Source organism: Paenibacillus amylolyticus, from assembly GCF_050990605.1.
Classification (GTDB): domain Bacteria; phylum Bacillota; class Bacilli; order Paenibacillales; family Paenibacillaceae; genus Paenibacillus; species Paenibacillus amylolyticus_H.
In genome coordinates, this window is the sequence record NZ_CP158832.1 from 1105327 (window position 1) to 1123039 (window position 17713).

Here is a 17713-nt window from a genome sequence, read left to right on the forward strand (position 1 = left end):
AAGGAAACGATAAATGAACAGGAGGCAATGGAGTGTTGTTCTTCCCTATTGGAACGAACAAACTCACATAACTTCATAGAACATGACGGCCTATTGGAAGAAAAAAAGGGGCGACAGCATATCGAAGATATAGCTACAGAAGATATAGCTTTAATGGAGACGAGTGACATACTATTCCCTTCTCCAATAGCAGGTAGCCATAGTCACATGATGGAACAAAGTAACGTTCGGCGTCGTCAATTGCCATCGTTGACTCATCTTATTTTCGGATCACGCCTGCTCATAGGGCTTGTGATTCTGTTCAGCGCAGGCCTGATCTATTTTGCTTCTTCAGCCGAGGCGGCGGGCATAGATCTTGGTGTAACCGCGCAGAAGGCCTGGGATTCCGTTTTGAACAAAGCTGATACCCAAACCAAGTTAACCTTGAAGCAAACGTATGAGAAAGTAGGGGACTGGAAGGCTCAAGAGCAGGCTTGGGAACAAAAAATAAAGACACTTCATGCCGCCAATACCGCGGAATTGGAGCGATTACGTGTAGAAATAAGACAAACCGATGATGCGAAGGTCACAGCTCTAGCTGAAAAGGTAAAGCAAACCCAGGCCCGGTATGAACCGTTATTCGCCCTCTACAGTTCAGTCAATAGGCAGCTGGATGCAGCCAAAGCCATCAAAAATAAGGAATGGAGTACAGCGATCCGCACTCAGGCAGAGACGTTGAGACCCGTTGTGAAGCTTGCCAGAGAAGACATTCGGATCAAGAAAAAGGAACTTGCTGAAGCACGTAAACGGAATAGCGCTGAAATAAAACGTTTACGAGCCATGCTAGCAGGGGCCGACTCCGCGAAGAAACAGATTCAAATGGCTAAAAAACAGGCAAGTTTGGCAAAAGGACGATATTCCAACGCCCTACAACAGTTCAAACAGAGTACAAAGCAAGGCCAAACGTCACGTGTGCTCAGCTCATTGAACACATTGGCGTCTGCAGCAGAGAAGTGGGCAGGCACAAAACAAAATATTCATACACTGGAGCAAAAAGTATCCACCACGTATGTGAAAGTCAGACAGGAAATTTCCAAAAGACCCAAATAAGAGGAAACCCGATCCTCTCGGCAACGTACACAACTTTAGACGTAAAGACGCTTCGATGATGATGGAACGAGGTGAAGTTATTGCAGTCCAAGTTGGAAACGAAACGTCAGAGGACAAAAGGTTTTAAACGTAAACGGTACTGGATTCCCAGTATGGTACTAATTTTGATCATAGGATTTATCGGGATTGGTACACAATGGACACCCAAAATAACGGTATTTTTATTAAAATCATTTATTGAGATTGCTAATCAAGATACGAACAGCAAGGACAATATGCTCTCAGATGGGATAACTCGTGTTGTTGATGTACCCTATGCAGATGCAGGGCGTAATAACAGTACGCTGGATATCTATTATCCTTCCGTAACATCGGAACCTTTGCCTGTGGTGCTGTGGGTTCATGGTGGTGGGTGGGTCTTGGGTGATAAAGAGGATATCGCAGATTATGCCGTACAATTAGCCAAACAGGGCTACGTTGTGGTTAGTATGAATTATGCGCTCGCACCGGATACGAAATATCCCATTCCCGTGATCCAGACGAATCAGGCCTTGACCTACGTGAAGAACCACGTCAGTGAGTATCACGGTGACCCGGAAAACATATTTCTCGCAGGCAATTCGGCAGGTGCGCAGATTGCAAGTCAGACTGCGGCAGTGGTGACAAACCCTTCCCTCGCGAGACTGATGAATATAACACCAACCGGCCAGCCGGAAGAGTTGCGTGGGGTTCTTCTATTCTGTGGTCCTTACAATCTAAGCACGGTAGCAAATACAGGATTTCCACTCATACGGACATTTCTCTGGTCATATACGGGAGTCAAAACTTTCGAAGACTATCCACGTCTGCATGAAATGTCGACCGTGCTTCAGGCCACACCAGATTACCCGCCTGCATTTATTACCTCAGGCAATGATGACCCGTTGACCAGTCAATCGATTGAGCTGGCACAAGTCTTGAAGCGCCTTGATGTTGAGGTGGAAACCTTGTTTTTCTCGACCTCATTGGTGAAGCTGGGACATGATTATCAATTTGATCTGGATAGTGAAGCTGGTCAACAGGCGATACATTCGGCAGTACGATTTATGCAACAGTATAGTCGATGAGCAGACAAGTCTGTGGTACACTCGAAGCAAATGAGGGCGCAGGAGGAGAAACATGGCAGACAAAGAAGATTTGACCCGTTTCGGGGTGGCGTTTCCTACACCTCTGATTGAGCAGTTTGACCAGTATATTGAGGAACAGGGATACAAAAACCGATCCGAGGCTTTCCGTGATCTTGTTCGAAAAACATTACTTCAACCCTCTGCACTGCAATCTGATCAGGATGTGGCTGGCACCATTGTCATGGTCTATGATCACCATATCAGTGATCTTCCCATTCGCTTGATGGAGCTGCAGCACGAGGCGCATCATGACATCATTTCCAATATGCATGTGCACCTGAACCATGACCAATGCCTGGAGGTAATAGCCGTACGAGGTAACCTGGGACGATTGCGTCATTTGCATCAACAGATCCAGGTGCAAAAAGGGGTATTGTATGCGGAGCTGTCTGTGACTTATGTGGATGAACTCAATAAACTGGCTCATGCTCATATTCACAATCATCCTCATCGCTCTGCAGATTAAGATCAATGAGAGTAACATTTCGAAAAAAATAACGAAGCTAATTAAAACAGACTCTTGGTTAGATGCCAACGGTCTGTTTTTTTGTTATTTGTTATAATACCTGACTTAATGGGAGCAACCCAGGCGCTCGATTATAGAGTATATCTGGTATTTCATCTGAAATATGAAAATATTTGGATTTTGAAGTGAACTTTATTGACATATGTTTTGTGTTTTGTGCTACAATTTCTGTTAAAAGTAACACGAAATGAATCGATGTTGCACAACTTTAGAGGGGGAACGACCAGAATGGGCAGATTTTCATGGAGATGGGGAAAACGAGAAGTTAGAACAGGATTAGGCATCCTGCTTGTATGTTCCATTGGTTTATCTGGTTGTGCACAGGGCACAGCGCCAACAGCTTCGTCAGCAGAGAATGGACAATCAGGTACAACTTTAACCAAAGACGAATTGGTGCTGGCTGTGGGCACCGAGCCGGAAGGCGGGTTTGATCCGACAACCGGATGGGGGCAATATGGGTCACCACTTTTTCAGAGTACCTTGCTGAAGCGGGATGCCAAGCTACAACTGGTTAACGATCTGGCTACGGCATACTCAGCTAGTGAAGATGGGCTGACCTGGACGGTTACACTTCGGGATGATGTGAAATTTTCTGATGGTGAGCCGCTTACGGCAGAGGATGTAAAATTTACTTTTGAAACAGCTGCCCAGAGTGGGTCTGTGATTGATTTGACGAATATGGCTGATGTGCAGGCACAAGACGATAGCACGGTCGTATTCACATTGAAGTCCCCGCAGTCTACATTCATCAGTCTGCTCACGACACTTGGCATTGTGCCTGAACACGCCTATGGCACTGATTACGCAGAGCATCCGGTCGGATCAGGACCGTATAAGCTGGTACAGTGGGACAAAGGACAACAGGCCATCGTGGAGGCCAATGAAGAATATTACGGTAACAAGTCTGCATTCCACAAACTCACCTTCCTCTATCTGGATGAAGATGCAGCCTACGCTGCTGCGCAGGCAGGTACGGTGGATATCGCTGCGATCCCGGCAGCATTTAGCAAACAACAGGTGAATGGCATGACATTAGAGGCCGTGAAAACCGTAGATAACCGGGGCATCATGTTCCCCATGCAGCCTGCTGGTGCCAAGTCGGGCGATGGTCTTCCCGCAGGGAATGATGTAACATCCGATCTGGCGGTTCGCCAAGCGGTGAATGTCGTGATTGATCGTAAGGCTTTGGTTGAGGGTGTATTGGAGGGATACGGTCGTCCAGCTTATTCCGTCAGTGATGATCTGCCTTGGAGCAACGCAGAAGCTGTATTTACGGATGCCAATCTCGAAGAGGCGAAGCGCATTCTGGCGACTGGTGGCTGGGTGGATGCAGATGGTGATGGTGTCGTCGAGAAAAACGGCATGAAGGCCGAGTTCAATCTGCTTTATTTTGCAGGTGATTTAACAAGACAATCTTTGGCGCTAGCTACTGCGGATATGGTTGCCCAGGCGGGAATTAAAATCAATGTGGAAGGCAAAAGCCGTGAAGAGACGAAAAAGATGGCATACTCCAACGCTGTATTATTTGGCTGGGGCAGTCATGATCCACTTGAGACGTACAACCTCTATAGCAGTACCCACAAGGGAGAAGGATATTACAATGTAGGACTGTACAGTAATCCTGTCGTGGATTCATGGATGGAGAAGGCCCTTCAGGCAACCAGTGAAGAAGAGGCATTGCCGTTCTGGCAGAAGGCAGAATGGGATGGAAGAACAGGTTTCAGTTATCAGGGGGATGCACCTTGGGCGTGGCTCGTAAATATAGATCATCTGTATCTGGTTACGAATGGACTAAACATTGGCGAGCAGCAGATCCATCCCCATGGTCACGGCTGGCCGGTGACATCCAATCTGGAGGAATGGTCCTGGGATAACAGCACGAAATAAGAAGCACAGCGGTAGCTTTAGCCTGAATTGGGGAGAGATTGGATGACGGGCAGGAATGGATGGGCCAGATTTGTTGGTTTTAAAGTGTTGCGACTTGTATCTCTATTGGTTGGAGTCAGTGTGTTGTCTTTTATATTAATGCAATTCTCTCCTGTTGATCCGATCGAAGCCTACATTGGTGGAGACGTGATCAGGGTAAGCGCCGAACAGCGCAGTTTAATCGAAGAACGTTGGGGATTGAATGAATCTCCTATGGAACGATTGCTCACTTGGGGACAAGCGCTGATTCAGGGAGATCTGGGAACATCAATGATCTACAGACAGCCTGTAGCGGATATTATCCAGGAACGGTTCATGAATTCTGTAGCACTTATGGCTGTAGCCTGGCTACTATCCGGAATCATTGGCTTCAGTCTTGGCGTAGTTGCTGCCATGAGACGGGATTCGAAGCTGGATCGCCTGATCTGCTGGTATTGTTATACGCTGGCTTCCACGCCGGTATTCTGGATTGCGCTGTTGCTGCTGATGGTATTTGGGGTGTGGCTTGGATGGCTTCCAGTTGGTCTTGGGGTACCCGCAGGAATGTCAGCTGATCAGGTCACATGGGGAGATCGGGCTATTCATATGATTCTGCCAGCGTTGACCCTCAGCTTGACCGGGGTAGCTTCCATCGCTTTGCATACCCGTCAAAAGCTTACGGATGTGCTGGAGTCAGATTATATTCTGTTTGCCAGAGCACGGGGTGAGCGTGGATTTCAGCTGTTCCGTCGACATGGGTTCAGACATGTTGTTTTGCCAGCAATCACGCTGCAGTTTGCTTCGTTCAGTGAACTGTTCGGCGGGGCTGTGCTGGCGGAGCAGGTATTTTCATATCCTGGGCTGGGTCAGGCAACGGTTCAGGCTGGGTTGCGCGGTGATGTTCCACTGCTGCTTGGACTTGTGATGTGCAGTGCAATTTTTGTTTTTACAGGTAATATGGTGGCTGACATTCTGTATCGCTTGATCGACCCGCGGATGAAGGAGGAGTTGATGTCATGAAACAGACGATTGAACGCTCCTCTGAGCAGATGACAGAAACATCCCAAGTACCAAAAGTGAAAACTGCGACTCAAGAGGTAAGGCTCAACATTAATCCGGGGTTACTACAAGCTGAGACTGGAAAAGGAACAGGAACAACACGTCAAACAAGAAAAGGTTATGCGGGTGCCAGAGACCAAAATTTCCGCAATCCTCGCCAAAGAGCGGTAATCTGGGGAAGCCTTGCGATGATCTGGATTGTCCTCGTGTGGTTGACGGGCAGGCTGCTACCCGCTGGTTCTACCCTAACCTCATTAATGGATCGGAATCTGGCTCCAACCTGGGCGTATCCATTTGGCACAGATTGGCTCGGAAGAGATATGTTCATGCGTACGTTAAAAGGATTGGCAACCAGCATTCAAGTGGGATTACTTGCTGCTTGTGGTGGCGGATTAATCGCAATGTTATTGGGTTTGGCTGCCGCTTCAAGCAAGGCTGCTGACCGGGTAATCTCATGGATTATCGACCTGTTCCTGAGTGTACCTCATCTTGTATCGCTGGTTATGCTGGCCTTTGTATTTGGGGGAGGTTTGGCAGGAGTGGCGGCAGCGATTGCGCTGACTCACTGGCCGAATCTGGCCCGGATTGTACGAGCGGAGATGATTCAACTGAAATCCGCAGAATACATTCAGATTTCACATAAGTTAGGTCAATCGCGGTTACAAATTGCGGTGCAGCATATGCTGCCACATCTGGTCCCGCAACTGTTTGTGGGCGTGCTGCTAATCTTTCCCCATGCGATTCTGCATGAGGCAGCCATTACGTTTCTGGGGCTGGGGTTGTCCCCGCAACAACCGGCCATTGGCATTATTTTGTCAGAGTCGATGAGATATTTATCTGCTGGCATGTGGTGGCTCGCCTTTTTCCCGGGACTGTCATTGTTGCTGGTTGTTCGTGCGTTTGATGTATTGGGCAACAGTCTCAAGACGTTGACGGGTACAGTTAATTCAAGGGAGGTGCGGTGAATATGGCTCTGCTTGATATTGAGGGAGTGTCGGTGTCATTTCGGCGCGCTCGCGGCTGGTTTGGACACGAACAGACGTATGTCATTCAGAATCTGGATCTTTCCATAAACGAGGGCGAGATTGTGGCTGTTGTAGGTGCAAGCGGATCAGGTAAAAGTGTGCTGGCGCAGGCCATCATGGGCATTCTGCCTGCCAATGCCAGGTTGGAAGGCAGCATTAGCTACAATAGCGAGCCTTTGACCCCGGAGCGGCAGCTTCAACTGCGTGGAGACGAACTGATGTTGATTCCACAATCCGTCAGTTATTTGGACCCACTGATGAAGGTGGGGAGACAAGTTCAGCCGGTAAGCCGGGATGTGGGACGCAAGCGAAGATTCATGAATCGATCCCATGTGAAAAAGACGGAGCAGGAGCTGACGGAGCGATATCATCTTCCTCGGGGAACCAGCGGGAAATACCCGTTTGAGTTGTCCGGAGGTATGGCGAGGCGGGTATTGATGGCGACAGCGACCTCAGGCCAGCCCAAGCTGATCATTGCCGATGAGCCGACACCAGGCATTCATCCCGAAGTGCTGGCCGAGACGATGAAGCAATTTCGCGAACTCGCAGATCAAGGCGTAGGCATTTTATGGATTACCCATGATGTCACAACTGCCCTGACGGCAGCCGATCGTATCACTGTTTTTTATGCGGGTGCCAATGTGGAGACAGCGCAGGTGGATGATTTTGCGGGAATTGGAGAACGCCTGCGTCACCCTTATACGAAAGCCCTCTGGAATGCGTTACCGCAGAATGGTTTTCAGCCACTTCCAGGCTCACAGCCGTTGGCAGGTCAAGAGATCACGACAGGATGTTCTTTTGCTCCCCGATGTAGCGCAGCAACCGCCGCATGTACCCAAGAACGTCCTCAGCTTCGTAAGATGCGGGGCGGAGAAGTGAGGTGTTTCCATGTCACTTGAAGCGCAGGATATAAGTTACCGTTATAATCAGACATCGTGGGTGTTTCAGCAGGTGAATATACAGATACAACAAGGCGAAGTCGTTGGCTTATGGGGGCCGAGTGGCTGTGGGAAAACAAGCCTTGGGCGGATCCTTGCAGGATATGCGGAACCCGTGGCAGGGCAAGTGTTTCTGGATGGAGAACCACTCCCTCGTACAGGAGTCTGTCCGGTTCAACTGGTGTTCCAGCACCCGGAGAAAGCTGTGAATCCACGCTGGCGGATGCGTCGTGTACTCCAGGAGGCGGCTGTGCAGGATGAGCAGTTGCTCGAAGCATTGGGTATTCAGCAGACTTGGTTGGACCGCAGACCTGGTGAATTATCCGGTGGAGAGCTGCAACGTTTCTGTGTGGCGCGAGCACTCGGTACATCGACACGTTATGTGATCGCAGATGAAATGACAACGATGCTGGATGCAATAACGCAGGCACAGATCTGGCATACCGTGATGGAAGTGGTTCGCCAGCGTGATCTGGGGTTACTGATTATAAGCCATGATCGGGATTTGCTGAACAGGTTGTGCGACAGGATTACACCGATGCCGATGTTACTGTAACTTTAGTGATGTTTTGAATAATAATTAAATGGATTGAATACAAAAAAAAGGTGCCCTTGTGCAGTCATTGACCATGAATGTGAGTCATGGACTTGACTACGGGGCACCTCTTTTCCGTTTTGACCAATATTCTTCATTTATCGAACAGTACACATTCTGTTCGCAACGCACATCTATGTAACTGACAGCTTATTTGTCCGACACATGGCTAAGTAACACAGATAATCTGCGCATGGCCTCTTCCACCGTGGAACGTGGACAGGCTACATTAATACGCATGAAACCTGTACCCTCGGTTCCAAAGGAGCTCCCGTCATTGAAAGCAAGTCCTGCTTCATGAAGCAGCATATTGCATAGTTGTGCATGTGGGATATTCAGCTCCCGGAAATCCATCCATAACAGATAGGTTGCTTCGGGTAGATGTACTTTGATCTTTGGCATATGTTGCGCAACATATTGCTGAACATACGCCATATTTCCGCGGATATATGCAAGACACTCATCCAGCCATTCTTCGGCTCCATTGTACGCAGCTTCGGTTGCAACAGCCCCCAGTGTGCTGATACCGGCAAGTCCCATCGTTTTCACACCTTGCGCGAATGATTCCCGTAATTTTTCATTAGGAATGATGATATTGGATGTGCAGAGGCCAGGAATATTGAACGTTTTGCTTGGAGCCGTACAGATGATACTTAGATCAGAGACGGCGTCCGAGATCAGGGTGAGCGGTGTATGAGCTCCGCGCTGGTGAACAAGATCGGCATGGATTTCATCTGAAACCATCAGTACGTTATATTGAACACACAGCGTCGTAAGCTTTTCAAGTTCCTCGCGAGTCCATACACGTCCAACCGGATTATGAGGACTGCACAGAATGAGCATTTTGACCCGACCGGTCTGGAAGCTGGATTCCAGTTGTGCCAGATCCATCGTGTAATGACCATTGTTCTCCACCAAAGGATTGGTGATCAGTTCACGGCCTTGACCACGTACGACTTCATAGAAGGGAGCATACACCGGAGTCTGGATGACCACTGCATCCCCCGGTTCTGTGAATCGTTGTACAGCAATACTTAGCGCGGGCACAATACCGGGAGTGAATACGATCCAGTCATCGTTAATTTTCCAGTTGTGGCGCCGTTCCATCCAGCCTGTAACAGCTGCATGATACGCCTCAGTCCGTACTGTATAACCAAAAATTCCGTGCTCCATCCGTGTTTTCAGGGCCTGAATAACGGAAGGTGGAGCAGCAAAATCCATATCGGCCACCCACATCGGAAGCGCATCCGCAGCGCCGAAGATCTCCTCAAGTGCATCCCATTTCTCTGATCCAGTAGATATCCGGTTAATAGACTGATCAAATGTACTGTTATTATTCATCGTAATAAATCCCCCTTGAGTTCCGTTCCTTTGATCACAAATCGACAAATAATTATCTAATACATTGGTTAATTTCGCAACTGTTGTGCGTGTACGATTAGCTTCATATGTATGGTCCGGAATTCAGGACTTTATTCATATATGAACCACTTAACGAGCCAGAGAAGAGCAGGCATACAACAAAGACTATTTTTGTACGCCCGTGGTCCTGTTTTGTTCATATATCGTTTACAACCTCTTGTCAGATGTTATTATATTGCTAACATTTGGTGGGAGCAACGGGCTGTTATCCGAATAAGCTTGTACCCATACATGATGAGCATAACGATATGAGTCTTTGGCGTAAATCGTGCGATCGTCTTAATCGTATTATGCAAAAGGCTGACATTTGAACTCAGGAGGCGTTTAGAGATGAAAAGCAAAAAGTGGTTGATTACTGCGAGTGTGTTCGGCATGGTGTTGACCGGATCGGCAGGCGTATATGCAGGTACACAACTGGAGACGATCAAAGCTTATCTGAACCATGGACTCGCTATCGAAGTGAACGGACAGAAATTCATACCGACAGGTGACCAGGGCAAAAAGCTTGCGCCAATTACATATCAGGGCAGTACATATCTTCCCGTTCGTTCGATTGCGGATGCACTGAAGACCGAAGTGAAGTATGATTCCCAGAACAATAAAGTGAGCATCGGCTCCTCAAGCTCCTCCGGTGGGTCGACATCCACAGGCAACAGCGGTTCAACATCACCCTCAACAGGCACGAACACACAGGCTGAGGGTGTGAAGTCGGAGTATCTGCCAGCAGATTTCCCATTACCGAAGGATGCGAAGGCGACAAGTCTCGTTGAGAGCAATGTAGACGGCGACAATAAAAAAGTAGTGCTCACGTATACAACCAAAGAAACATTGCTAACCGTTGGAACATCCTACAAAGACTACTACCAGACCAAAAACTTGACTCAGAATACTCAGGATATACAGGCAGACGGCTTCAGCATCGTGGGGCGTGAAGATGGTAAATATGCCGTAACGATCACGGGTTCTGTGTCTGCGACCAACAACGATCTGAATGAAATTACCGTGGTGTGGGGTGAAGAGTAAGCAACGACTATAACCACACGTCCACATATTATCCTGCTGAGTGGTTCAAAGTATAATGATCCGTATTCTTCTATTTTTAAAAGCTAGTGCCAAAAGCCGCCCGTTGAAATCGTAACAGATTCCAACGGGCGGCTTTTATGCTTGAATTCATATCTGGTTCTATTCTTCTCAGGAAATTGATGTTATTTACAGGTATTCGTTAAACCAACCGGCAATATGCTCCAGACGGCGTACCCTTAAGTGGGGATGACCTCCGCGAGACAATTCATGATTGGCCCCTGGGAAACGAACGAGTCGAGTGGTCTGTTTGCGGCGTTTCAACGCAATGTATAATTGCTCAGCCTGTTCAATCGGACACCGCAGATCCTGTTCGCCATGCAAAATGAGCAGCGGAGTACTCACGTTGCCGACATAAGCGAGCGGGGAATGTTTCCACAGTTTTTCCGTGTCATCCCACGCGTTACCGCCAATCTGATCTTCCGTGAAGAAATAGCCAATGTCACTGACGCCATAGAACGATAGCCAGTTGCAGATGGAACGTTGGGTAACAGCGGCTTTGAAGCGATCGGTGTGCCCAACAATCCAGTTGGTCATGAAGCCACCATAACTGCCGCCGGTTACGCCCAGTCTGGATTCATCAATAAACGCATACTGGGACAGGACGTAATCCACGCTCTCCATAAGATCGCGATAATCGCCACCGCCATAATCTCCGCGACAGGCGTTTACAAACTGCTGCCCGTATCCAAGTCCCCCGCGTGGATTGATGTACACAACAGCATAGCCTTGTGCGGCGAGAATCTGGAATTCGTGCATAAATGTAAAACCATACATCATGTGTGGGCCGCCATGAATCTCAAGAATGGTCGGGATTTTGACCCCATCGACCATGCCACGAGGTTTCACGATCCACCCTTGCAGCCGCAGGCCATCCGAGGCGTTGAACCAGAAGGTCTCGGGTGCACTAAGATGGATCTCATCCTCAAGCTGTGGATTGCTGCGGGTAAGCTGAATCGGTTCTACACCGGAATCTTCCGGTTGTTCATACATATAGAGGTCACCAGGATTGCGCGTATTGGCAACAGCGGCAACAATCCGTCCGTTTTCCAATTCGGTAAATTGATAAATCTCCTGCTCGTCAGGCAATATATACTCGGCACTGCTGCCGTCTCGTGCGAATTTGGCGATGCGTACACTACCATGAATGGTCGCGAGACAGAGGATGGATGAACCATCCCGACTGAATACAGGCCCTGTAGTTGTCAGATGTGATCGCATGTCACCAACAATGCTGTGATTTAACTGTACGTCCCAATCCGTGCTCAGACATACGGGTTCACCACCTGATATAGGAAGAGTATATAGCTTCACAAGCGTGGCATTTCCATAAGAACGGTCACTGGCGAGCAGGGCCAGGGATTGTCCATCCGGTGCAAATGTCAGTCGGCTGAACGTATATCCTTCCGGGGTCAACTGCTGCACATCTGTTCCGTCTGCCTTGGCAAGGTACACATGATTGGTCAGGGTATAATCAGTATGATCCTCGCCTTCTTCAGGCATTTGCGTGATCCATGTGATGAATGATCCATCCGGTAACCAGGCGTAGTCGCCAACGTCATAATGACCTGTAGTTACAGGGATAGCTTCTGCGTCGATTAGCGAGATGGTGAAGAGATGGGAACGTCTTCCGTCCCATAATCCGCCTGCATCAGATTTCATTCGAATTCGGTCCACGACATGTTCTTGCGGCAGTTTAGGACCATCGTCTTTGGAATCTGTATGTTTTAATTCGTTTTCTCCGCTCATATCCACGGATGATTTCACAAGTAGGGTATGGCCATCTGGTGACCAGAGAAAGGAACTGACGCCATGTTTCAAGTGACTGATTTGCTGTGCTTCTCCGCCATCAGCTGCGATAATCCACACTTGGGATTTTCCCTCAACCTCTCGTATAAAAGCAAGCTGTGACCCATCCGGCGACCAGGCTGGGGAGTGATCCTTCTCTCCAGAGGTAAAGGGCCTGTCCTTCTGACTCCCCAGATGCAACAGTCTTAGGTGAGAACAATAACCGTCACGTGCTTCATTCGTTTTCCGGCTTACATATACCAGTTGTCGGCCTTGAGGAGACGGAGTTGGATCGTTAACCCATGTAATGTGATAAAGATCTTCCGATGTTATGCCGCGATGACTCATCATTGTTTGTCCTCCCACCATGAATTAGAATCGGCTAATTTCCTAACCTTTCCATTTATATTAACGGAAAGCATGGGACAGGACAATAAGTGTAATGAAGGAGGGTAAGACATTTAACAATGTGTATTAATTGAATTAAATATTTGCACGTAACGTAGAGGACAGAAATAACCTGAAGAAGCGGAGCGTTCGCCTTTATCCCCGGATTTTCACTTTGAAAAAGTGGAATCGAAAAATCTGGGGATAACAGCGATCGGAAGGTTGTTCTGTCATCGGAGTGGTCAGTGCAAACATTCTTTGTTCAATTCATATAGATGTGTTAAAAGGATTTGCTCGAAAGATGACGAATCCTAATGTTGAATAAGCGCAGAAATGACGAAAATGCTCTTAAATTAATGTTTAACATTGGTGAAATTGGTTTAATGTACAATGCAATTCTTGTTCTACATTCAGGAATTTAGTTCATAGCTATTCGTTTATATAGAACTTGTATGATTCAGTCGTAATGAAGGAGGAACGTTACGTTGAGAACATCCTATGAGCAGCATGTGGAATATCCAAACCGGAAACGAATGGCGTGGCTCACAGCAGGGGCAGCACTTTTTGTGGCAGCCGGATTTTTTTTGATTTTTGATCGTTCTTCAGGTACGAATGGTTCCATCCTCTCGGGTGTGATTGGACTTCTGTCCATTTTGTTTTTTGGGCTATGTTTCTGCTACAGTCTGGTAAAGATGATTAAGAAGGAACCTTCTTTTTTGATCGATGAGGATGGGTTTGTGGATGCATCTTCTTATACCGCAGGAGGAGCAGTGGCCTGGAGAGACGTTGAGAATATTTTTATGTATGAATTGATGGGACAGAAAATGATCGGGGTTAAATTGCGGGACGAGAAAGCCTTTCTGGATCGCCAGAACGGGATGAAACGCAAATTGATGATGGTCAACAGTAATATGGTCGATGCGACCATCAGTGTTGCCCAAAGTAGCCTCACAATGCCACTGGATCAGGTGTATACCATAATGATGAACCACTGGAGACATGTGAGTGATAACATGATGTATGATTCGTATAATCGTCGTTAGAGAGGTCAGAATGTCCATAAGTTTTCAGAATGGAGGAATATAGATGATGCATGGTGATCAGACACGCACGATTCTGCTTCCGGATGGAACTGTCCTGCCTGCGATAGGACAAGGCACATGGAACATGGGAGAGAAGCAATCCAGCCAGCAAGAAGAAGTGCGTGCACTGCGTTCCGGTATTGAACTGGGAATGACCGTGATTGATACGGCAGAGATGTATGCAGAAGGTGGGGCAGAAGTTGTTACCGGAAAGGCTATCTCAGGCCTTCGTGATGAAGTCTTTCTCGTATCCAAAGTGTATCCCCATCATGCGGATCGCAAGCAAATGATTACGGCCTGTGAGCGCAGTCTCAAGCGATTGGGAACAGATCGTCTGGATCTGTATCTGCTCCACTGGCGTGGAGGAGTACCGCTCGAAGAGACGGTTCAGGCCTTGGAACAATTGAAACAATCCGGTAAAATTCTGCGATGGGGTGTCTCGAATCTGGACACAAGGGATATGCAGGAATTATGGAGCCTGCCGGAGGGCTCAAAGTGTATGGTGAATCAGGTGCTTTACCATGCATCTTCGCGAGGTATTGAACATGATCTGCTTCCATGGATGCGGGAACGGCATGTTCCAGTCATGGCATATTGTCCCCTGGCTCAGGGCGGCAGACTTCGAAGTGAATTGCTGGAGCATCCAGTCATTCAGGAGATTGCACAGGGTCGGGGAGTGACAACTTCGCAGATCGCATTAGCCTGGGTGATCAGGGACGGAGACGTGCTGGCGATTCCCAAGGCGGTACAGCTGAATCATGTGGCAGACAATGCAGCAGCAGTGAACATCGTTTTGACACCAGAGGAACGGACCAGGCTGGATGAGGCTTTCCCTGCACCTAAAGGTAAGGTACCTTTAGACATCGTGTAGAGGGTATCTTGAACGGATGAGCACATGAATAAAGTGAAAATGCGAATATTATGTTATGCAGAGCAGATCGTCACGATCTGCTCTTTTTTGTATGTACACAGATAACTGAAGCTTGCCCTTCAATTAAGCGAATATTTATTTTAACAAATGGGCTTTACAACACTATTTCACTAGTGTACTATGTAACTAACACACAAATACAGAGAGGGGCGAGAGCTTTGTGACTATGGAATTTGATAACAATTTACCAATCTATCTGCAGATCATGCAGTACATCAAAAGACAGATTGTAACCGGGACACTTCAGGCAGGTGACAAAATTCCTTCGGTTCGTGAACTGGCGGCTGAACTACAGATCAATCCCAATACAGTACAACGGACATTTCAAGAGCTTGAGCGGGAAGAAGTGGTTGAAACCAAACGTGGTTTGGGCAGATATGTGACCAGTGAGGAGCGGAAGATTATGACGATCAAAAAAGAGATGGCCGGTGAATTGCTGGAACGCTTTCTGACCGGAATGCAGGAGCTGGGAATCGAAGAGCAGGATATCTTGTCCATCGTAGCTGATGCCGTTGCGGAAGGAAAGGGAGGAACAACGCATGAGTAACATCCTTGAAATGAACCAGATCAATAAGACATACGGCAATAAGAAAGCGCTTAGTAATATTACATTGGATATTGCTCCAGGACGAATCGTAGGTCTGCTGGGCAGCAACGGAAGTGGAAAAAGTACGCTCATGAAGCTGATTGCAGGTTTGTTGCATCCGAGCAGTGGAACGATTCAAGTCACAGGCAAGCCTGTTGGGCTGGAGACGAAGTCACTGGTTTCATTTATGCCGGATCGCCCATTAACCGAGAAGTGGATGAGAGTGCGGGATGCGATTGCGTACTATCGCGATTTCTATGCTGATTTTGATGAGGAGAAGGCGCGGGAGATGCTGGATTTCATGAGCCTTGTCGAGAGTGACCGGGTATGGCATCTGTCAAAAGGTATGAATGAACGACTGCAACTAACACTGGCACTTTCTCGTAAGGCTCGTCTGTATTTGCTGGATGAACCGATTGGCGGAGTAGATCCGGTTGCGCGTGGCAAGATTCTGGATGCGATCGTCAAATTCTATGATGAAGACAGCAGTCTGATCATCTCCACACATCTGGTGAATGATATCGAGCGGATTTTTGATGAAGTTGTCTTCATTCGTGAAGGTCAACTGGTGATGCGGGAAGAAGTGGAAACGCTCCGTCTGAAGTATGGAAAAAGTGTGGATGAGATGTTCAAGGAGGTCTATGCGGAATGATGACATTATTGAAGTATGACTTTAGAAGGAACTGGAATACACTGCTGGCTGGGCTGGTTATTTTAATTATCGCGCAAGTGGCGCTTTCCCTTTTCATGTCTGAGGTCACAGGGGTTGTGCTTGGCATTATGGGTTATGTTGGAGTAGGTGTGGCGATTTATGTGAAAATGATTAAAACATACACGTCCAATATCCGCTCTTATAATCGCCGTCTCTTACCCGTAACAGGTCTAACACATGTGTTGTCTCCACTGATCTTTGGAGCTCTTTGCGGGTTGGGATTAGTTATTATATTTACGACTCATGCCTACATCTATATCTCCATGAAACTCAGAATGAACATGGTTACCAATATTGATTTTTCCGGTCTGCAAGTTTCGGATTATATTCGTTTGTTGCTGTTTATCGCTTGGGTTATCGTATTTATGACTGTCATCATCTTTCTTTCGATCTCCATTGCGGGCAGCTTCCGTTGGAGAACGGGACCATGGATCGGAATCGTCGCATTCTTAGTCCTCGTTAATCTAATTGGCTGGTTGGAGAATATGATGATGACAGGACGCTTCAATCCAAATGAGATGTTCCGTTACACCGAAGAAAGTACAGGTATTGCAATCACAGCCAATGGTGTATTATGGTCGGACGGCATGTGGGGAAGCATTGTATTTGAAGTCATTGTGGCGGTCATCTTGGTGTGGGCTACCATTTACCTGAACAACAAAAAAGTCGAAGTCTGATGACAGGATAACTTGAACGTGATGCGAGCAACTAGGGTTGCTCGTTTTTTTACATCCAGCGATGATCTGATTTTTGAATCAAACCCCATTAAAGATACGTTAATATAGATATATTGTGTGTTCGATCTGCGATGGTGTTTATAAAGAACGAAAGGATATGTAAGGGAAAGGAGAAAGGGTTATGGAACTTTACTTCAGAGATAATTTTTTTAACGCGGGTTACACCGAGATTATGAATCCGGATCAGGAACAGGCAGGGCATCTGGATTTGAAAAGTCTCTTTGGCTCTTCGCTCGATGTATCAGATAACTCGGGGTTGGTTTGCAGCGGCAAATTCCGCATGTTAACCAATCGTTGGGATATCACTTCAGCAGATGGGAAACATCTGGGTGTATTGCGAGCGAGGTTTAGCTTCTTCAGCAAAAAGTATGAATATGATGCAGGATCACGAGGTACGTATGATGTGTCTGCTCCAGCATTTTCGCAGGAATATGATATCAGTGGAGCTGGCGGCCGCATCGTGGCCAGTTTCCGTCGCACCAGTGGCTGGTTTAGTTCAGGGGCATTTGTATTGGATAACCAGTCGGAACAACTGGACACATATGAGTTAATTGCAGTGGTCATGGGCGTGCACGCGATTAATAAAAGACGGAATTCGGCTGCCAGTAGTGGAGGAACCTAGTTTAGGGACATGTATAGAAGAAGGTTTGGATGAGATCATCCAGACCTTTTTTTGTATATGGTT

17 protein-coding genes are annotated in these 17713 nt (G+C 47.5%); 15 read left to right on the forward strand and 2 right to left on the reverse strand.

Translation table 11 applies throughout. The annotated features are described in order from the left end of the window. Nucleotides 1–207 precede the first annotated feature (207 nt). The 8 genes from ABTV53_RS04960 (at nucleotide 208) to ABTV53_RS04995 (ending at nucleotide 8264) form a co-directional block, all read left to right on the forward strand. Entirely contained in the window at nucleotides 208–1089 is an 882-nt protein-coding gene (locus ABTV53_RS04960) for a hypothetical protein (protein ID WP_433751310.1), read from the forward strand. Between the two features lie 80 nt (nucleotides 1090–1169). Beyond that, on the forward strand, nucleotides 1170–2195 hold the full coding sequence (locus tag ABTV53_RS04965; RefSeq protein WP_433751313.1) for an alpha/beta hydrolase: 1026 nt from the start codon (nucleotides 1170–1172) through the stop codon (nucleotides 2193–2195). 52 nt (nucleotides 2196–2247) lie between these two features. Beyond that, nucleotides 2248–2721, forward strand: coding sequence for a nickel-responsive transcriptional regulator NikR (gene nikR, locus ABTV53_RS04970; protein WP_433751316.1), 474 nt, complete (start codon nucleotides 2248–2250; stop codon nucleotides 2719–2721). A 288-nt stretch (nucleotides 2722–3009) separates the two neighbouring features. After that, entirely contained in the window at nucleotides 3010–4668 is a 1659-nt protein-coding gene (locus ABTV53_RS04975; RefSeq protein WP_433751319.1) for an ABC transporter substrate-binding protein, read from the forward strand. A 42-nt stretch (nucleotides 4669–4710) separates the two neighbouring features. Next, on the forward strand, nucleotides 4711–5706 hold the full coding sequence (locus ABTV53_RS04980; RefSeq protein ID WP_433751321.1) for an ABC transporter permease: 996 nt from the start codon (nucleotides 4711–4713) through the stop codon (nucleotides 5704–5706). After that, nucleotides 5703–6710 (forward strand): ABC transporter permease, encoded by a 1008-nt coding sequence (locus tag ABTV53_RS04985; protein ID WP_433751324.1) that lies wholly within the window; start codon nucleotides 5703–5705, stop codon nucleotides 6708–6710. The genes ABTV53_RS04980 and ABTV53_RS04985 overlap by 4 nt, the downstream gene beginning before the upstream one ends. Nucleotides 6711–6712: 2 nt before the next feature. Beyond that, nucleotides 6713–7669, forward strand: coding sequence for an ABC transporter ATP-binding protein (locus tag ABTV53_RS04990; protein WP_433751326.1), 957 nt, complete (start codon nucleotides 6713–6715; stop codon nucleotides 7667–7669). Continuing rightward, nucleotides 7659–8264, forward strand: coding sequence for an ABC transporter ATP-binding protein (locus ABTV53_RS04995; protein ID WP_433751329.1), 606 nt, complete (start codon nucleotides 7659–7661; stop codon nucleotides 8262–8264). Before ABTV53_RS04990 ends, ABTV53_RS04995 begins: the two co-directional genes overlap by 11 nt. A 189-nt stretch (nucleotides 8265–8453) precedes the next feature. Here the strand turns inward: ABTV53_RS04995 and ABTV53_RS05000 are convergent, their stop codons facing one another. Continuing rightward, nucleotides 8454–9644 carry a MalY/PatB family protein gene (locus ABTV53_RS05000; RefSeq protein WP_433751332.1) on the reverse strand — a complete coding sequence of 397 codons (1191 nt, stop codon included), beginning with the start codon at nucleotides 9642–9644 and terminating at the stop codon, nucleotides 8454–8456. 411 nt (nucleotides 9645–10055) lie between these two features. On the opposite strand from ABTV53_RS05000, the gene ABTV53_RS05005 reads away from it, so the two are divergent. Further along, nucleotides 10056–10748, forward strand: coding sequence for a stalk domain-containing protein (locus ABTV53_RS05005; RefSeq protein ID WP_433751334.1), 693 nt, complete (start codon nucleotides 10056–10058; stop codon nucleotides 10746–10748). A 186-nt stretch (nucleotides 10749–10934) separates the two neighbouring features. Here the strand turns inward: ABTV53_RS05005 and ABTV53_RS05010 are convergent, their stop codons facing one another. Further along, nucleotides 10935–12944 carry a prolyl oligopeptidase family serine peptidase gene (locus ABTV53_RS05010; RefSeq protein ID WP_433751337.1) on the reverse strand — a complete coding sequence of 670 codons (2010 nt, stop codon included), beginning with the start codon at nucleotides 12942–12944 and terminating at the stop codon, nucleotides 10935–10937. 521 nt (nucleotides 12945–13465) lie between these two features. On the opposite strand from ABTV53_RS05010, the gene ABTV53_RS05015 reads away from it, so the two are divergent. From ABTV53_RS05015 to ABTV53_RS05040, 6 genes are all read left to right on the forward strand, one after another. Then, entirely contained in the window at nucleotides 13466–14023 is a 558-nt protein-coding gene (locus tag ABTV53_RS05015) for an STM3941 family protein (RefSeq protein ID WP_433751340.1), read from the forward strand. Between the two features lie 43 nt (nucleotides 14024–14066). Then, nucleotides 14067–14933 carry an aldo/keto reductase gene (locus ABTV53_RS05020; protein ID WP_433751343.1) on the forward strand — a complete coding sequence of 289 codons (867 nt, stop codon included), beginning with the start codon at nucleotides 14067–14069 and terminating at the stop codon, nucleotides 14931–14933. A 220-nt stretch (nucleotides 14934–15153) separates the two neighbouring features. Continuing rightward, on the forward strand, nucleotides 15154–15540 hold the full coding sequence (locus ABTV53_RS05025; protein WP_026081254.1) for a GntR family transcriptional regulator: 387 nt from the start codon (nucleotides 15154–15156) through the stop codon (nucleotides 15538–15540). Beyond that, on the forward strand, nucleotides 15533–16231 hold the full coding sequence (locus ABTV53_RS05030) for an ABC transporter ATP-binding protein (protein ID WP_433751347.1): 699 nt from the start codon (nucleotides 15533–15535) through the stop codon (nucleotides 16229–16231). The genes ABTV53_RS05025 and ABTV53_RS05030 overlap by 8 nt, the downstream gene beginning before the upstream one ends. After that, nucleotides 16228–16968: a hypothetical protein gene (locus ABTV53_RS05035; RefSeq protein ID WP_433751350.1), complete on the forward strand. Its 741-nt coding sequence runs from the start codon at nucleotides 16228–16230 to the stop codon at nucleotides 16966–16968. The genes ABTV53_RS05030 and ABTV53_RS05035 overlap by 4 nt, the downstream gene beginning before the upstream one ends. A gap of 181 nt (nucleotides 16969–17149) precedes the next feature. Further along, complete coding sequence (locus tag ABTV53_RS05040) at nucleotides 17150–17650, forward strand: hypothetical protein (RefSeq protein ID WP_433751352.1); 501 nt, start codon at nucleotides 17150–17152, stop codon at nucleotides 17648–17650. Nucleotides 17651–17713 lie beyond the last annotated feature (63 nt).

Excerpts from the sequence above, each read along its gene's own strand:
- ABTV53_RS05000 (WP_433751332.1), bottom strand. The coding sequence starts at position 9,644 with ATGAATAATAACAGTACATTTGATCAGTCTATTAACCGGATATCTACT.
- ABTV53_RS04980 (WP_433751321.1), top strand. The coding sequence starts at position 4,711 with ATGACGGGCAGGAATGGATGGGCCAGATTTGTTGGTTTTAAAGTGTTG.
- nikR (WP_433751316.1), top strand. The coding sequence starts at position 2,248 with ATGGCAGACAAAGAAGATTTGACCCGTTTCGGGGTGGCGTTTCCTACA.
- ABTV53_RS05005 (WP_433751334.1), top strand. The coding sequence starts at position 10,056 with ATGAAAAGCAAAAAGTGGTTGATTACTGCGAGTGTGTTCGGCATGGTG.
- ABTV53_RS04985 (WP_433751324.1), top strand. The coding sequence starts at position 5,703 with ATGAAACAGACGATTGAACGCTCCTCTGAGCAGATGACAGAAACATCC.
- ABTV53_RS05010 (WP_433751337.1), bottom strand. The coding sequence starts at position 12,944 with ATGATGAGTCATCGCGGCATAACATCGGAAGATCTTTATCACATTACA.
- ABTV53_RS05020 (WP_433751343.1), top strand. The coding sequence starts at position 14,067 with ATGATGCATGGTGATCAGACACGCACGATTCTGCTTCCGGATGGAACT.
- ABTV53_RS04960 (WP_433751310.1), top strand. The coding sequence starts at position 208 with ATGATGGAACAAAGTAACGTTCGGCGTCGTCAATTGCCATCGTTGACT.
- ABTV53_RS05035 (WP_433751350.1), top strand. The coding sequence starts at position 16,228 with ATGATGACATTATTGAAGTATGACTTTAGAAGGAACTGGAATACACTG.
- ABTV53_RS05030 (WP_433751347.1), top strand. The coding sequence starts at position 15,533 with ATGAGTAACATCCTTGAAATGAACCAGATCAATAAGACATACGGCAAT.
- ABTV53_RS04995 (WP_433751329.1), top strand. The coding sequence starts at position 7,659 with ATGTCACTTGAAGCGCAGGATATAAGTTACCGTTATAATCAGACATCG.
- ABTV53_RS05040 (WP_433751352.1), top strand. The coding sequence starts at position 17,150 with ATGGAACTTTACTTCAGAGATAATTTTTTTAACGCGGGTTACACCGAG.
- ABTV53_RS04975 (WP_433751319.1), top strand. The coding sequence starts at position 3,010 with ATGGGCAGATTTTCATGGAGATGGGGAAAACGAGAAGTTAGAACAGGA.
- ABTV53_RS04990 (WP_433751326.1), top strand. The coding sequence starts at position 6,713 with ATGGCTCTGCTTGATATTGAGGGAGTGTCGGTGTCATTTCGGCGCGCT.